This window comes from Acidovorax sp. 35-64-16 (assembly GCF_002281195.1).
Classification (GTDB): Bacteria; Pseudomonadota; Gammaproteobacteria; order Burkholderiales; family Burkholderiaceae_C; genus Acidovorax; species Acidovorax defluvii.
Genome location: NZ_NCFM01000003.1, coordinates 134901 through 151405 on the forward strand (window position 1 = coordinate 134901; position 16505 = coordinate 151405).

The 16505-nt window shown below is 61.1% G+C and carries 15 protein-coding genes; 6 read left to right on the forward strand and 9 right to left on the reverse strand.

Annotation, left to right across the window (positions count from 1 at the left end; genetic code table 11):
- The first annotated feature begins 75 nt into the window (after positions 1-75).
- Both B7Y64_RS04065 and B7Y64_RS04070 read left to right on the forward strand, forming a co-directional pair.
- Complete coding sequence (locus tag B7Y64_RS04065; RefSeq protein ID WP_291324150.1) at positions 76-1779, forward strand: hypothetical protein; 1704 nt, start codon at positions 76-78, stop codon at positions 1777-1779.
- A complete protein-coding gene (locus tag B7Y64_RS04070; protein WP_291324149.1) occupies positions 1779-3146 on the forward strand; it encodes an MATE family efflux transporter in 1368 nt (455 codons plus the stop codon). The genes B7Y64_RS04065 and B7Y64_RS04070 overlap by 1 nt, the downstream gene beginning before the upstream one ends.
- Here the strand turns inward: B7Y64_RS04070 and phoR are convergent.
- From phoR to pstS, 7 genes are all read right to left on the reverse strand, one after another.
- Complete coding sequence (phoR, locus tag B7Y64_RS04075; RefSeq protein ID WP_291324157.1) at positions 3061-4443, reverse strand: phosphate regulon sensor histidine kinase PhoR; 1383 nt, start codon at positions 4441-4443, stop codon at positions 3061-3063. The genes B7Y64_RS04070 and phoR overlap by 86 nt on opposite strands.
- Positions 4444-4499: 56 nt before the next feature.
- Positions 4500-5207, reverse strand: coding sequence for a phosphate regulon transcriptional regulator PhoB (gene phoB, locus B7Y64_RS04080; protein ID WP_024814675.1), 708 nt, complete (start codon positions 5205-5207; stop codon positions 4500-4502).
- A 15-nt stretch (positions 5208-5222) separates the two neighbouring features.
- Positions 5223-5927: a phosphate signaling complex protein PhoU gene (gene phoU / locus B7Y64_RS04085; protein WP_291324148.1), complete on the reverse strand. Its 705-nt coding sequence runs from the start codon at positions 5925-5927 to the stop codon at positions 5223-5225.
- A gap of 13 nt (positions 5928-5940) precedes the next feature.
- A complete protein-coding gene (pstB, locus tag B7Y64_RS04090; RefSeq protein WP_291324147.1) occupies positions 5941-6726 on the reverse strand; it encodes a phosphate ABC transporter ATP-binding protein PstB in 786 nt (261 codons plus the stop codon).
- A 15-nt stretch (positions 6727-6741) separates the two neighbouring features.
- On the reverse strand, positions 6742-7623 hold the full coding sequence (pstA, locus tag B7Y64_RS04095; RefSeq protein WP_291324146.1) for a phosphate ABC transporter permease PstA: 882 nt from the start codon (positions 7621-7623) through the stop codon (positions 6742-6744).
- On the reverse strand, positions 7620-8543 hold the full coding sequence (gene pstC, locus B7Y64_RS04100) for a phosphate ABC transporter permease PstC (protein ID WP_335622391.1): 924 nt from the start codon (positions 8541-8543) through the stop codon (positions 7620-7622). Before pstC ends, pstA begins: the two co-directional genes overlap by 4 nt.
- A gap of 157 nt (positions 8544-8700) precedes the next feature.
- Positions 8701-9741 carry a phosphate ABC transporter substrate-binding protein PstS gene (gene pstS, locus B7Y64_RS04105; protein WP_291324145.1) on the reverse strand — a complete coding sequence of 347 codons (1041 nt, stop codon included), beginning with the start codon at positions 9739-9741 and terminating at the stop codon, positions 8701-8703.
- Positions 9742-9949: 208 nt separating this feature from the next.
- Between pstS and B7Y64_RS04110 the strand changes: the two genes are divergently transcribed.
- The 4 genes from B7Y64_RS04110 (at position 9950) to B7Y64_RS04125 (ending at position 13774) form a co-directional block, all read left to right on the forward strand.
- The gene (locus B7Y64_RS04110; RefSeq protein WP_291324144.1) at positions 9950-10444 is read left to right on the forward strand and encodes a fasciclin domain-containing protein; all 495 of its coding nucleotides are present in this window, start codon (positions 9950-9952) and stop codon (positions 10442-10444) included.
- 24 nt (positions 10445-10468) lie between these two features.
- Complete coding sequence (locus B7Y64_RS04115; RefSeq protein WP_291328410.1) at positions 10469-11656, forward strand: ABC transporter substrate-binding protein; 1188 nt, start codon at positions 10469-10471, stop codon at positions 11654-11656.
- 70 nt (positions 11657-11726) lie between these two features.
- Positions 11727-13208, forward strand: a complete 1482-nt coding sequence (locus B7Y64_RS04120) for a Ppx/GppA phosphatase family protein (RefSeq protein ID WP_111864518.1) — start codon at positions 11727-11729, stop codon at positions 13206-13208.
- The gene (locus tag B7Y64_RS04125; protein ID WP_291325249.1) at positions 13205-13774 is read left to right on the forward strand and encodes a hypothetical protein; all 570 of its coding nucleotides are present in this window, start codon (positions 13205-13207) and stop codon (positions 13772-13774) included. Before B7Y64_RS04120 ends, B7Y64_RS04125 begins: the two co-directional genes overlap by 4 nt.
- A gap of 45 nt (positions 13775-13819) precedes the next feature.
- Here the strand turns inward: B7Y64_RS04125 and sixA are convergent, their stop codons facing one another.
- Positions 13820-14284, reverse strand: a complete 465-nt coding sequence (sixA, locus tag B7Y64_RS04130) for a phosphohistidine phosphatase SixA (protein ID WP_024814665.1) — start codon at positions 14282-14284, stop codon at positions 13820-13822.
- Complete coding sequence (gene ppk1 / locus B7Y64_RS04135) at positions 14281-16473, reverse strand: polyphosphate kinase 1 (protein WP_291325247.1); 2193 nt, start codon at positions 16471-16473, stop codon at positions 14281-14283. The genes sixA and ppk1 overlap by 4 nt, the downstream gene beginning before the upstream one ends.
- Positions 16474-16505: the final 32 nt, after the last annotated feature.

Consider the following 16505-nt stretch of genomic DNA (forward strand, 5'->3'; position numbering starts at 1 on the left):
ACGGGCAACCGCGCTGCCTTTTTGTTTGGATTTGCCTTTATTCTCGGCAGTCAGCCATTGCCCTTCCTCTGACGCGTGAACTCTCCCACCCCCGCCATCGTTGCCCAGAACGCCGCTCGCCCGCTTCCCCGCTGGGCCTTGCTGTTGCTGTGCCTGGCTTATGTCGTGCCGGGCTTTGTGGGCCGGGGCCCCTGGAAGAACGCCGATGTTGCGGCTTTTGGCTACATGCAAGAGCTGGCGCACGGGCACACCGCATGGCTGCGGCCACTACTGGGCGGCATGCCCCCCGAAACCGACGGTCTGCTGCCGTATTGGCTGGGCGCCTGGGCCATCCAGATCACACCCGATTGGCTGATGCCCCCCGAAATGGCGGCGCGACTGCCGTTCATGGCGCTGCTGGTGCTGACGCTGGCAGCAACCTGGTACGGCGTTTACTACCTGGCGCGCAGTCCGGGTGCCCAGCCGGTGGCGTTTGCCTTTGGCGGCGAGGCCAAGCCCTCGGACTACTCCCGCGCCATCGCCGATGGCGCCTTGCTGGCCCTGATTGCCTGCCTGGGTCTGGCACAGCTTTCGCACGAAGCCACGGGCTATCTGGCACAGCTTGCATGCGCAACATTGATCTTCTTTGCCGTGGCCACCCTGCCCTATCACACCGTGGCACCGGCCGTGGCCATGGTGGTGGGCATGGCGGGGCTCACACTGGCCGGCGCGCCCGCACTCGCCACCTTGCTGGGCGTGGGCAGCATCGCGCTGGTGGCTTTTGCTCCGGCCACCCCCTCCGAGCGGCGTCTGCGCTGGGCGGTGATGCTGGCCATCGTCACGGTGCTGGCGGCCATGCTGGCGTGGCAACTGGATTTGTGGCGCTGGCGCCTGCTCGACACGGCCACCCAGGGCAAAGAGTTCAAAAGCCTGGCGCGGCTGCTGCTGTGGTTCGGGTGGCCTGCATGGCCCATGGCCGCCTGGACGCTGTGGCGCTGGCGCAAACAGCTGTTCAACCGCCAGGTGCACCGCCACCTGTGGCTCCCCCTGTGGTTCTCAATTGTTTCGGTGGGCGCCACGCTCACCACACAACCGGCAGACCGGGCCCTGCTGGTGGGCTTGCCGGCCATCGCCACACTGGCGGCATTTGCGCTGCCCACATTCCGCCGCAGCATGGCGGCGCTGATCGACTGGTTCACTTTGCTGTTCTTCAGCATCTCGGCCCTGGCCATCTGGGTGATCTGGTTTGCCATGCAGACAGGCGTGCCGTCGAAGCCCGCAGCCAACGTGGCCAAGCTGGCTCCGGGGTTCACGCCCGAGTTCTCATGGCTCGCGCTGGCGGTGGCACTGGCGGCATCGCTGGCCTGGTGCAGGCTGGTGTGGTGGCGCGCGGCGCGCAACCGCGCCGCCATCTGGAAAAGCCTGGTATTGCCTGCCAGCGGGGCGGCGCTGGGCTGGCTGTTGCTGACCACCCTGTGGCTTCCGCTGCTGGACTACGCCCGCAGCTATGCCCCCCAGGCGAGCCAACTCGCATCCGCACTGGGCCCCGAACCGGGCTGCGTGCAGATGGTTGGCCTGAGCAGGGCCCAGGTGGCCGCGCTGCAATACCACGCCAGCCTGCGCCTGCAGCCGGCCAGCAGGACCACCGACTGCCCCTGGCTGGTGGCAGACAACGAAGCATGGCCAGCGCCCGAAAATCTGGTGAACCCTGACCTCTGGACACGGGAAGCCACCATCGGTCGCCCCACCGACAGGAAAGAGTTCATCTTGCTGTTCCGGAGAGCAGCATCGCCCGACTGATGTCGGAGTCGTCCACCATATCCCGCCACGCCCTGACCGTGCTGACAGGGCAACTGGCCGTAATGGCCTTTGGCGTGACCGACACCATCGTGGCCGGACGCCATGGCGAAGCCTCCCTGGCGGCTCTGTCGGTGGGCTCGGCGATCTTCATCAGCGTCTATGTAGCCCTGATGGGGATCTTGCAGGCCCTTATGCCCGTCTGGGCCGAACAGCGGGGCGCGCGCAACCCCGGTGCCATCGGAAAATCGCTGCGCCAGGCACTTTACCTGTGTGCTGTGGCATCGGCAGTGGGCATGTTCATCCTGCTGTCGCCCGGTCCGCTGTTGCGCTGGACCGAGGTGCCACAGGCATTGCGCACCGATGTGGGGCGATACCTGGCGGTGCTGGCCCTGGCGCTGCCGCCCGCCCTGCTCTTTCGCATTTACAGCACACTGAACCAGGCCATTGGTCGCCCGCAACTGGTGACCTGGCTTCAAGTGGGCTCGCTGTTCATCAAATTGCCGCTGTCGATATGGTTCACCTTTGGGGGCGCAGGCCTGCCGGCGCAAGGCGTTGTGGGCTGTGCATGGGCCACATTCGTGGTCAATGTCAGCATGCTGGTGCTGGCGTTCTGGCTGCTGCGCACCCAGGACCTCTACGCACCACTGCGCATCTGGCAACGCATGGAACGCCCCCATTGGCCCACCATCCTCGGCTTTGCCCGACTGGGCGTTCCTGCGGGGCTTGCCATCCTGGTAGAAGTGACTTCGTTCACATTGATGGCCCTGTTCATTGCGCGCCAGGGCACCGTGGCCACCGCAGCACACCAGATCGCGGCCAACGTGGCGGCCGTACTGTACATGGTGCCACTGTCGCTGGCCATTGCCACCAGTGCGCGGGTGAGCTATTGGCTGGGGGCTGGCAACACAGCCCAGGCCCGCGGCGTCGTTTTTATAGGTTTTAGGCTTTCAGCCCTTATGGGTGTTGCGCTAACAGCTATATTATTAATAGCAAACGAGGCCTTGGCACGCCTGTATTCCAGTAGCGCCGCCGTGGTGGGCGTCACCGGCGGGCTGCTGCTGTGGGTTGCGGCCTACCACGCTGCCGACGCCGTGCAGACCCTGTGTGTCTTTGTGCTGCGCAGTTATCGCGTCACCATCGCACCCCTGGTGGTGTATTGCCTGTTGCTGTGGGGTGCCGGACTGGGCGGTGGCTATGTGCTGGCGTACCACGGGTTTGGCCCATGGGCGCCCATGGGGTCTCCGGCGCCGTTCTGGGCGGCCAGCGCGCTGGCGCTGGCCATCACGGCAGGGCTGTTTGTGCTGATGCTGTGGGTTGCAATCCGTCCGGCAGCGCAGGGCGACGAAGCCGGTTCGCGGGAAACGTGACCGAGAAGACCGATCCCTTGCCGAGCGCACTGGTGATATCGAGCGTGGCGCCATGGCGCTGCACTGCATGTTTGACGATGGCAAGCCCCAGGCCTGTGCCACCTGTTTCCCGAGACCGGCTGGGGTCCACGCGGTAGAACCGCTCGGTGATGCGCGGAATATGCTCTGGCGCAATGCCTGGCCCGGTGTCGCTCACGGAAAAAATGGCGTTGCCGTCGGCCGTGTAGCGCCACTGCACGGTGATGGTGCCCCCTGCAGGTGTGTAGCGCACGGCATTGCTGATGAGATTGGACAGCGCGCTTTGCAACTCGGACGGCACGCCGGCAATATCGCCCGCGGCACGCAAATCCTGCGCAGCAGGAAACTGGAGCACATGGTGACGCTGGTGGTTTTGCGTCAACACGGCCGAAAGGGCCCGACTCTCTTCTTCACAACGCTGCATCAGGGCCTGCACCGGCGTCCATTCGGACATGCCCGGCAAGGGGCTGCCCTCCAGGCGCGAGAGCGTCAGCAGATCGTGCACCACGCTTTGCATGCGCGCCGCCTGCTGGGCCATCATCGCCAGATACCTGGCACGCTCTTCTGCGTCCAGTTGCAGGGTTTGCAGGGTTTCCACAAAACCGGTGAGCACCGTGAGCGGCGTGCGGATTTCGTGCGAGACATTGGCCACGAAATCACGGCGCATGGCGTCGGCCTGCTCCAGGGCCGTGACATCCCGGGTCAGCAGCAGCTTGCGGCCATCGCCATACGGATGCAGGTGTACCGAAATGCGCACAGGCCGCGATGGCGTGCTGTCCCGCCCCGGCAGCACCACCTCGTGGGTGAAATCCTGGGCGGCATAGTAAGCACTGAAATCGGGGTCGCGCACCAGGTTGCCAATGGACTGCATGACATCGCGCTGGGCATCGAACCCGAGCTGCGCCGCCGCAATCTGGTTACACCACTCAATGCGCCCCTCGGCGTCCAGCAAGACAACGCCGTTGGGCGTGGCCTGAAGCGCCGCCAGAATTTCCTGCAGGCGCTGATCGCTGTCCCTGACCTGCGCCTGGTGCTGGCGCAGCAGGCGCCGCGCCCGGTCCGTGGCCTCACCCCACATGCCAAATATGGACGGCACCGCTGACAGGTCACCCGAACGCAGCCACTGCAGCACACGCGCGCCCCGCCACAAATCGCCGCCAAACCAGAACCAGGCGGCCACCGCAGCCCCTGCTGGAGCGCCCCAGGGGCCCTCCAGCCACCAGCCGAGCGCCCCCCCGGCAAGCTGCAAGGCCAGAAAATACCCAAAACGCCAGAATATGCGCACTCACTCTTTCCCGGTAGTCACAGAGGCCGTTGCGCCCCCGCTTGAAACAGTCAGGCCCGTAACAGTGCAGGCGGCTGCGCCGTGAGGCGATAACCCGCGCCGCGCACGGTTTCCACCATCACGCCAGCGGCTCCCAGGGCCTCGCGCAGCCGCTTCACATGCACGTCCACCGTCCGCTCCTCGATGAAAACATGGTCACCCCAAACCTTGTCGAGCAGCTGCGAGCGGCTGTGCACGCGCTCGGAATGCTTCATGAAGAAATGGAGCAACTTGAACTCGGTAGGCCCCACCTTGAGTGGCTGCCCCTGAAAGGTGACACGGTAGGTGCCCGCATCCAGCGCCAGATCTCCGATGGTGACGCTGTCACTCACCTGCTCGGGTGCACGGCGCCGCAGCACCGCCCGGATGCGTGCCAGCAGCTCTTGGGTGGAAAACGGTTTGGTGATGTAGTCGTCCGCCCCGGCGTCAAGCCCCGCCACCTTGTCGGGCTCGTCCCCCCGCGCTGTCAGCATCAGGATGGGAATGGGTTTGGTGCGGCTGTCCGCACGCCACTTGCGCGCCAACACAAGGCCGCTTTGGCTTGGCAGCATCCAGTCCAGCAGGATTACGTCGGGCAGAACGGCATCGAGCTCGCGCTGGGCCGATTCGCCGTCTTCGGACCAGATCGGCTGAAAACCGTTGTGGCGCAGGTTGACGGCAATCAGCTCGGCAATTGCCGGCTCGTCCTCGACAATCAATACGCGGGGTAGCTTTTTCATGTCAACGCCAATCGGTCACAAAAGCACGGCAGATTCAATTTCATCCATCGTCGTATGCCGCACGTCTTTGCCTTTGACGAGGTAAATGACGAGCTCGGCAACGTTCTTGGAATGGTCGCCAATGCGCTCGATAGCCTTGGCCAGGAACAGCAGATCCAGGCTGGCAGAGATCGTGCGGGGGTCTTCCATCATGTAGGTGATGAGCTTGCGCACAAAGCCATCGAACTCCTTGTCGATAAGGTCGTCCTCCTTGAGGATGGCCAGCGCCGCCTTGGTGTCCAGCCGTGCAAAAGCATCCAGCGCCTTGCGCAGCAGGCCCGAGGCCATGTCGGCTGCAACGCGCAGGTCACTCGATGGCAGCGAACGGGCGGCACCACTTTCAATAATCGACTTCACCATGCGGGCCATCTTGTTGGCCTCGTCACCCATGCGCTCCAGATTGGCGGTGGCCTTGGAAATCGACAGCAGCAGCCGCAGATCGCGGGCTGTGGGCTGGCGCCTGCCAATGATGGACGCGAGTTCGTGGTCGATCTCGACTTCCATGGCATTGACACGCTGCTCCATCAAACCCACCTGCTCCACCGCGTCAAGGCTGAACTGAGACAGGGCGAAAATGGCCTGGCGAATTTGCGACTCCACCAGCCCGCCCAGCTCCATAACGCGGGCGGAGACGCCGTTGAGTTCGCTGTCGAACTGCGATGAAAGGTGTTTGTCAGCCATCAAAAATGTCTCCTCAGCCGAAACGGCCGGTAATGTAGTCTTCGGTTTCCTTGCGCTGGGGCTTGAAGAACATCTGTTCTGTTTCCCCGAACTCCACCAGATCACCCAGGTACATGTAGGCCGTGTAGTCGCTACAACGTGCTGCCTGCTGCATGTTGTGCGTGACGATGACCACGGTGTAATCTTCCTTCAGTTCCGCAATCAGCTCTTCGATCTTGGCGGTAGAGATCGGGTCGAGGGCCGAGCACGGTTCGTCGAGCAGCAGCACCTCGGGCTTGATGGCAATGCCGCGCGCAATGCACAGGCGCTGCTGCTGCCCGCCCGAGAGGCTTGCGCCGCCCTGACCCAGTTTGTCCTTGACCTCATTCCACAGCGCTGCCTTGCGCAAGGCCCATTCCACACGGTCATCCATGTCCGAAGCGCTGAGGCTTTCGAACAGCTTCACGCCGAAGGCAATGTTGTCATAAATGGACATGGGAAAAGGCGTTGGCTTCTGAAACACCATGCCCACCTTGGCCCGAACCAGTGCCACGTCTTGCTTGGTGGTCAGCAGGTTCTCGCCATCCAACACGATCTGCCCTTCGGCACGCTGGTCGGGATACAACTCGAACATGCGGTTGAAAGTGCGCAGCAAAGTGGATTTGCCACAGCCCGAGGGGCCGATGAAGGCAGTCACCTTGTTCTCGGGAATATCCAGGTTAATATTCTTGAGGGCGTGAAACTTGCCATAGTAAAAGTTCAGGTCACGAACGGTGAGCTTGGACGACGCCGCTGCCGGGCTCTTGAGGGTAGAGGACATGAAAGTTTTCCTTGCTTATTTCTGCCGGGTCAGAACCCGTGCGAGGATGTTGAGTCCGAGAACAGCCACGGTGATCAGGAACACGCCCGCCCACGCCAGTTGCTGCCAGTTTTCATAGGGGCTCATGGCAAACTTGAAGATCGTCACTGGCAAGCTGGCAATGGGCTTGGACAAGTCCGAGTTCCAGAACTGGTTGTTCAAGGCCGTGAACAGCAAGGGCGCCGTCTCACCCGCAATGCGCGCCACCGCCAGCAAAATCCCGGTAATGACCCCTGCCCGTGCTGCACGCAGCGTGACCATGGTGATCACCCGCCACTTGGGCGTGCCCAGGGCATAGGCCGCCTCGCGCAAACTTGCGGGCACCAGAATCAGCATGTTTTCGGTGGTTCGGATGACCACCGGTATCACAATCAACGCCAGGGCAAGAATGCCGGCGTAGGCCGAAAAGCTCCTGAAGTTGGCCACCACGACGGCATAGACAAAAAGGCCAATCACGATGCTGGGTGCCGACAAGAGAACGTCGTTGACAAAGCGTGTGGTCGATGCCAGCCAGCTGCGAACGTCGTACTCAGCCAGGTAGACCCCGGCCATGATGCCGATGGGGGTGCCAACAAACGTGGCCAACACCACCATCACCAACGAACCAAAGATCGCGTTAGAGATACCCCCAGCCTCATTGGGTGGCGGCGTCATTTCGGTGAACAGGGCCAGGCTCAGCCCTCCCACGCCCAGACGCACGGTCTCCCACAAGATCCATACCAGCCAGAACAAGCCAAACAACATGGCCGCCAGCGACAAGGTCAAGGCAATCTGATTGACGCGCTTGCGACCGTTGAAGCGGGCCTGTCGGGCCTGCACGGCATCAGCCGCAGAGATAAGATGTTGCGAGGTGGTCATGTGCGGGATCCTTCATTCTTCTGAAGGCGTGACAGCAGAATCTTGGACAAGGTCAGCACCACAAAGGTGATAAAGAAAAGCACCAGCCCCAGATAGATGAGGGACGCTTGGTGAAGGCCTTCACCCGCTTCTGCAAATTCATTCGCCAGGGCCGATGTGATGCTGTTGGCCGCTTCAAAAAGCGACAGCGAGTCGAGTTGGTTCATGTTGCCGATGACGAACGTCACCGCCATGGTTTCGCCCAGTGCGCGACCCAGCCCCAGCATGATGCCGCCGATCACACCCGTCTTGGTGTAAGGCAACACAACCTTCCACATCACTTCCCAGGTGGTGGAGCCCAGGCCGTAAGCCGACTCTTTGAGCAGCGCAGGTGTGACATCAAAAACATCCCGCATCACCGACGCGATGAACGGAATGATCATGATGGCCAAAATGATGCCGGCAGACAAAATACCAATGCCGACCGGCGGACCCGAGACAAATGCACCCAAGTAGGGAACACCATCGAACAGCGCCTGCAAAGGCTGCTGTACAAAACGCGCCAGGATGGGGCCAAACACCATCAAGCCCCACATGCCATACACAATGGATGGCACGGCGGCCAGCAGTTCAATGGCGGTACCCAAGGGCCGTTTCAGCCAAGCAGGCGACAATTCAGTAAGGAACAAGGCAATGCCAAAGCTCACGGGCACGGCGATCAGCAACGCGATGAACGACGTGGCGAGCGTGCCATAAATCATGACCAGGCCACCGTACTCATCTTGAACGGGGTCCCAGACGCTGTTGGTGAGAAAGCTGAGGCCATATTTGGAAATGGAAGGCCAGGCCCCCACCACCAAGGACGCCATGATGCCAAACAGCAACAACAGCGTGATGATGGCTGCGCCACGCGCCAGCCATCCAAAGATTCGGTCTGCCAACATGCCTGATATGAATGATTTATTAGGAGGGGGTGTGGTCCGTTTGATGCCAGAGGCCGACTCGGCGGTCGTACTCTGGCGAACCGGCATCATAGTGGACACGTTGGTAGCCTTGAGAAGTTAAATCAAAAGGCCGGCTTGTGGCCGGCCCCGAGGATTACTTGAACGAAACAGCCTTGCCGGAGGTGTCCTTGATGTCACCCCAGGACTTCAGGATATTGCTCTTCACGACATCAGGCATGGGCACATAGTCCAGGTCCGAAGCCGTCTTGTCACCGGACTTGAAGGCCCAGTCAAAGAACTTCAGCGCTGCAGCGGCATCCGCTGGCTTCTCTTGAACCTTGTGCATCAGGATGAAAGTAGGGTTGGTGATAGGCCAAGTGGCATCACCAGGCTGGTTCGTCAGAATCAGATAGAAGCTCTTGGGCCAGACAGCGCCAGCAGCTGCAGCCTTGAAGCCAACGTCGTCCGGAGTAGCGAACTTGCCCGCTGCGTTTTGCACCTGCGTGTAAGTCATCTTGTTTTGCTTGACGTAGGCATACTCGACGTAACCGATGGAGTTGGGCAGGCGACCCACAAAGGCGGCCACGCCTTCGTTGCCCTTGCCACCTGCACCCACAGGCCAGTTCACTGCCGTGCCTTCACCAACCTTGGCTTTCCATTCGGCATTGACTTTGCTGAGGTAATTGGTAAAAACAAACGTGGTGCCCGAACCGTCAGCGCGGCGCACTGGTGCAATGGTGGCATCCGGCAGCGGCACGGAAGGATTCAGCGCCTTGATGGCGGGATCGGTCCAATTGGTGATCTTGCCCAGGTAGATGTCACCCAGCACTTGGCCCGTCAGCTTAATCTGGCCAGGGGCGATACCCTTGATGTTGACCACCGGCACCACGCCACCAATCACGGTAGGGAACTGCACCAGACCCTTCTTTTCGAGGTCCTCGTCCTTCAGAGGCATGTCAGAGGCGCCAAACGCCACGGTTTTGGCATCGATCTGGCGCAGACCAGCACCCGAACCCACCGACTGGTAGTTGACCTTGACGCCAGTGGCCTTGTTGTACTCGGAAGCCCACTTGGAATACAGCGGTGCAGGGAACGAGGCGCCAGCGCCCGTAACTTCTTGCTGCGCCATGGCGCCAGAAAACGCTCCAGCCGAAGCCACACCAGCCACCAGAACTCGAATCACGGACATTTTCATGAAGATACCTTTAGGGTTGAGGGAGTTGCGATGTCGCGACTGTAGGTTTCAAGTATGACAATTCCGTGACTTTTATCCATGCTTGTCACACGCCCATTCCCCAGAATTTACGCAGCAGGATCGAATCAAATTGTCACATCTATGTCACGACTGCTACGTAGTCTGCGCGTACCGACATGCGTCGGCCATTTACTTCCAGGAGAATTTCATGTTTCGCCGTTATGCACTTCAATCTGCACTCGCCCTGGTGGCAGTGACCACCCTGGGCGCCTGCGCCACCAACGCCTCCGCACCCCAGACCTTGGCTGATACAGTCGCCAAGACAGCGTCGTTGAAGACATTCAACGCCCTGGTTGCAGAAGCCGGCATGACGGAAACGCTCAAGGCTGCAGGCCCTTACACCGTGTTTGCTCCCTCTGACGCAGCCTTCAAGGCGGTGCCTGCGAAGACCATGGACGCACTCAAGGCAGACAAGGCGCTGCTCAAGTCTGTGATCAGCTATCACATCGTGCCATCGCGCGTGGCATCCAAAGACGTGAAGCCAGGCAAGGTCAAGACCCTGCAGGGCGCCGACATTGCGTTGGCACGCGCCGGCACCTTCGTGACCGTGGAGGAAGCCATGGTAGAGCAAGCGGACATCGCCGCCAGCAATGGTGTTATCCACATGGTGGACACCGTGATGATGCCGCCCAAGAAAAAATAACCCTTCTCAGCGCATTAAATAGCCATGCATCTTCCCCATTGCCCAGCGGTTTCGCTGAATCGCCGCCACTGGATTCGCTGGACCGCTGCTGCAAGTGCCGCGATGGCAGGCGAAGTCATGGCCCAGCCACTGCCAGCCAGTACCCCTCGCAATTCCGACGGGGACCGCCCGCTGGTGGTGGCCCAGGTGGTTGACTTGACTTTTGGACAGCAAGACATCAGCCGCGACTTTCTGGTCGGGTCCAGAACTGCCTGGCAGGACCTGAACAAGCGCGGCGGGGTGCGTGGCCGCACGGTGCAACATGTCACCATCGAAACCGATGGCACGCCCGCAAGCCTGAAGGCCGCCTGGGAAACTGCCCACGCTCAAGCCGGGTGCGTAGCAGTGGCTGGCTGCGTGGGCAATACCGCTGCCGCCGGGCTTGTGGCCCTGCAATCATCGGCGGGTTATGCGTCTCCCCTTGCACTGGTGGCCCCCTGGTTGCACAACGCCGTAACCGACAGCGAGGCCGAGACAGTTTTCGAAGTATTCCCGGACCACCAGATCCAGATAGCGCATGCCATCAAAACACATGCCTCGTTAGGGGTGAAGCAGATTGGCGTGGTCTTCGCTACCGCGCAGATTCAGCAGCAATCGCAAGCCTATGTCCTTCAGGTAGCAAAAAGCCTGGGCCTGCAAGCCCAGATACTGCCGCTTCCGGGCACACAGGGACCCGCCGCGACGCAGCTCACCAATCCAACCCAGACCATTATTTTGTTTGTAGGGGGAACACCGGAGCTGCATGCATTTGCCAGCAAGCTGGTGGCCCCGCCAGGTCGACAATGTTTTGTCGTGGCGCTGGCCGACGTGAATCTGCAGGTGCTCGCCCAGATGGGTGGTACGCCCAAGGGCACGTCCATCATCGCCACCCAGGCCGTTCCGCTGATCACGTCCAGCCTGCCCGTGGTGCGCGCATACCGTGACGCACTGAGCCGCTTCTTTGATGAAGCCCCCTCGCCGCAAGGCTTGGCAGGGTTCATTGCGGCGCGCTACACCGCTGAAATTCTTGGCGGCATTTCAGGCCCCATCACCCGCGCCAGCATGCTCGCGGCGTTGCAGCGGCGTAATGATGTGAACGTCGGCGGATATGTGGTGGCCTACCAAGGGAAAAAACGGTCCAACGCCTACGTGACGCAAAGCATGTTGACGCAGGACGGCCGCATCATCGGCTGACACCGCTCTGGACACCGGTATGCGGGTGCTATGCTGCCCGCTTGAGATCAAGCGCATCACGCGCAGAAACATGCACAACGGAACACTGCTCGCAGCTGTAGATCTGGGATCCAACAGCTTTCGCCTTGAAATCGGCCGCTTCGAGCATGGCCACATCCAGCGAATGGAATATCTCAAGGAAACCGTGCGACTGGGCAATGGTCTTGACGACGAGTTCAATCTGACACGGGAAGCCATGCAGCGCGGTTGGGACTGCCTGGCGCGCTTTGGAGAGCGGCTGGCGGGTTTTGAGCGCGCCCAGGTGCGCGCCGTGGCAACGCAGACCCTTCGTGAAGCCCGCAATCGAGAAGAATTTCTGGCCCGTGGCGGTGAAATTCTGGGTTACCCCATCGATGTGGTTTCGGGCCCCGAGGAAGCCCGGCTGATCTACCAGGGGGTTGCGCGCCTGCTTCCTCAGTCAGACGAGCGCCGTCTGGTGGTGGACATTGGTGGCCGATCCACCGAGTTCATTCTTGGCCAGCAATTCAGGCCCCACACTGTGGCCTCTTTCAGGGTGGGCAGCGTGGCATGGTCCACGCGTTACTTTGCCGACGGGCAGTTCACAAGGCAGGCCTTTCTTGCCGCTGAAATTGCCGCCAAGGCGGTGCTCGATGAGGCTCTTGGCACCTTCCGACCGGACACCTGGGATGTGGCCTACGGGTCTTCCGGTACCGCTGGAGCGGTGGGCGACATCCTCGCGGCTGCGGGCGGCCCTGAGGGGCTCATCACGGCGGAGGGCCTCGACTGGCTCCAGGACCGCCTGTTGCGCTCACACCAGGCGGACCGCGTGCGACTGGAGGGGCTCAAGGAAGACCGGCGGCCCGTGATTGGCGGTGGCATCAGTGTGCTGCGGGCAGTGTTCGACCTCCTGGAGATCCGTCAGATGCATGTAGCGCAAGGCGCGCTTCGCCAAGGGGCACTCTACGATCTGCTGGACCGCGAGCAGCCCGAGACCGACTTGAGAACCACCACGGTGAACGGCCTCATGCAGCGCTTCTCGGTGGACATAGCCCAGGCCGAACGGGTGGCCCGTGTTGCATCAACCCTCTTCACGCAGGCGACACCCCAGACCAGTGAGCGTGCCGCACGCAAGCTGGAATGGGCCGCTCGCCTGCATGAGATTGGCGGCATCATCTCGCACAGCGACTACCACCGCCATGGCGCATACATTCTTGACCACGCCGATGCGGCGGGGTTTGCGGTTTCAGAGCTGCACAGGCTAGGCGCACTGGTGCTGGGACAGCGGGGAAAGGTCCGCAAGCTTGAAATCGAACTGATCAATGACCCAGGGTTTTGCCTGCAACTGTTGAGTCTTCGCGTAGCGGTTGCGCTGTGCCACGCCCGTCGAGACCCGGATGTGGATGGCCTGTCGTTGCGGGCATTGGGCTCACGCCACACGATCAGTACCCGTGCAGGGTGGGCTGCCGCCTACCCGCAATCTGCCCACCTGCTGCGCGAAGAAATTGTGGCCTGGCAAAAAACGCCCTGGGAGCTGGAGCTCAATCTGGGATGACTGGGCGCAAAAAACGATATAAACTGTTTATATCGTTTATTCATCCATTCACCATGACCACATCCAACCCGACCCCCAGCCAGAACGCTGCTTCAACGACCGCCCAACCGGCAGCCAAAACCACTACGGCGGGCACACATCCAGCGCCAGCTGCCTCCAAGGTAAAAAAAGCGGTGGTGCAAGAAACCAAGACAGTGGTTAAAGCGCCGGCAAAGAAGCCTTCCAAGCGTCCGGCAGCTACCGCCCCCGCCAAGGCGAAGGCTGCTGCTCCTGCGCCAGCGCTGCCAGCCAAGGAAGTCCGCGCCAAAAAGCCCAAACTGGTGCGCGACAGTTTCACCATCCCCAAGGATGAGTACGCAGTAATTGAGGCCCTGAAGCAACGGGCAAACGCGCTCGCCCAACCAGTCAAGAAAAGCGAGTTGCTGCGCGCCGGGTTGAAGATGCTGGCGGGGCTGTCAGATGCAGCATTGCGCTCGGCACTGCAGGCGGTGCCCTCCATCAAAACGGGCCGCCCCAAGGCTGAAGCCCCTGCCACGAAACAATCGACCAAAACTACCCGCAAGTAAGTTGAGCCTGCTGGAGAGTGTTCCAGCGCCATCCAAGACCGAGAGTCATAGGAATTCGGGGGACTGCACCGTCATGAGCACGGTCTGGCAACGGTCCAGCCGTTCGCGTTGGCGAAGCCACCACACGGCGCCTTTGCGTACGGCGCATTCCGGTGCCTGCAAACCCAGCAGTTGCGCAATTGTCTGCCCAAGCACGGGTTGATGACCAACGATCAGCACTGCCCCACGCGCGCGTGGCCATTGGGCCAACTCCAGCAATTCCTCTACGCTGCCGCCGGGCAGAAGTTCGGCGCGCATCTTGAACTTGCGTCCCAGTGCCCTGGCCGTCTGCTCCGTTCGCCGCGATGGGCTTGAGAGCACCCTCAAACCTTCGGGCAGTTGCCTGTCCAGCCACGCGGCCATGCGGGCCGCCTGTTTCTCGCCCTTAGGGGTGAGGGCACGGGCTGTATCGTCCATTCCATCTGCCGCTTCTTCGGCTTCTGCATGACGCCAGAGGATGAGGTCCATCATGCCAGCCCCTGATCAGTTCGCCCTGCAGGCGAAGGCGCGCTGTATCGCCCCATCAGCGCATTCTGGGCACCCCGACCGGTTACGGGATGGCGAGCACGCTCATAGGTTCCATCTGCATTGAGCGTCCATGCGTCCTTGTCGTCGTGAAGATAGGCCACCAGGCACTCATCCACGATCTGCTGTCGCAGCACCGGATCTGTAACCGGCCACGCCAGTTCCACTCGACGCATCATGTTGCGGTTCATCCAGTCGGCGCTGGAAAGATACAAATCCTCCTGCTCCCCTGATCGGAAATAAAACACCCGCGTGTGCTCCAGAAACCGGCCAATCACCGAACGCACACAGATGTTGTCGGTGACACCGGGCAACTGGGCCGGCAACATGCAAGCGCCCCGCACGATCAGGTCAATCCGTGCCCCCCGCTGACCGGCAAGAATCAGCGCCCGGATCAAGGCTTCGTCGGTCAGGGCGTTCATCTTGGCAACGATGCGTGCATCTTCTCCACGACTGGCCGCAAGACCCACCTGCTCGATCTTTTCCACCATGCGGCGTTGCAAGTGAAACGGCGCCAGCAGCAGCCGGCGCAACTTGGGCGGGCGATTCTGACTGGCCAGATGGTTGAACACTCCGTCCATGTCTGCGGTGGTTTCCTCATCCGCAGTGAGATAGCTCAGATCGGTGTACAGCCGTGCAGTGCGCATGTTGTAGTTGCCCGTGGACAAATGCCCGTAGCGCCGCAACTGACGTCCTTCCCGTCGCGTAACCAGCAGCATTTTGGCGTGGGTTTTGAGCCCCACCACACCGTAAACCACCTGGGCACCAATGGACTCAAGCGCTTCGGCCCAATTGATATTGGCTTCTTCATCAAAGCGGGCTTTGAGCTCCACCACCGCCATGACCTCTTTGCCGCGCCGCACCGCCTCGGTCAACAGATCCATAAGCTCCGAGTCTGAACCCGTGCGGTAAATGGTCTGCTTGATCACCAGGACCTGGGGGTCATTGACTGCCTCGCGCAAAAAGGCCAGCAAACCGTCAAAGCTCTCGAACGGCTGGTGCATCAAAATGTCCCGGTGGCGCAATTGCTCAAGGATCGAAACACCGGGCTGCATCTGCCGCGGCCAGACGGAGCGCCAGGGCGGAAACAACAACGCGGGGTCGTTGACCAGATCCACCAGCTGCGTTAGCCGCACGAGATTGACCGGCCCACCAACACGGTAAAGCGCGGCACCCGGCAAGTCAAACTGCCCCAGCAAAAAGTCTGAGAGAAACACAGAACAACCTGCAGACACTTCCAGACGCACTGCCTGGCCGTAGTGGCGGTGCTGCAAGCCCTGGCGCAAGGCAGTTCTCAGGTTGCGGACATCTTCTTCGTCGAGCGCCAGATCGGAGTGGCGCGTAACGCGGAACTGCGAAAACTCGGTGACCTCACGCCCCGGAAACAGGTCGTGCAGATGCGCCCGCACGATGCTGGAAAGACTGACGAACAAGGCCTCCTTGGGAGCAACCTTGGGCGGCATGCGAATCAGCCGCGGCAAGGCACGGGGCACCTTCACAATGGCGATTTCGTTTTCGCGACCAAACGCATCACGGCCCTTGAGGCGCACAATGAAATTCAAGGACTTGTTGGCGACCTGTGGAAACGGATGGGCAGGATCGAGCCCCACGGGAATGAGCAACGGCCGCACTTCGCGCATGAAATAGTCATGAACCCATCGCTTCTGGCCCTCAGACCGTTCACCGTGCGGAACAATGCGAATGCCCTGTGCTGCAAAAGCGGGAACCAGCGATTCGTTGTACAGAGCGTACTGGCGCGCAACAAGATCGTGCGCCTGGGCTGACAGGGCTTCAAAGGATGCTTCTGTATACAGACCTTTGGTCTCACCGTTTTTGGCCGCGGTGATGTGCGGCGCAGCCCTCACTTCAAAAAACTCGTCCAGATTGGAAGACACAATGCACAGATAGCGCAACCGCTCCAGCAGCGGCACATCGGTGCGAACGGCCCAATCAAAAACACGCTCATTGAAAGCCAGAATGCTGTGATCCCTGTCCAGGAGTTCTACCGGCGGCTGCTGTCCTGATTGCGTTCCAGACTTGCTGTCGGGCGTCTGTGCGGCGCCGGCACCTGTCTTAACGACAGGCAGGTTGGCGACCAGCGAGGCCACGGCAGCTTCATGGGACAGTGGAGACATGGGCGCGCAATATCTGGTTGTACAAAACCCTT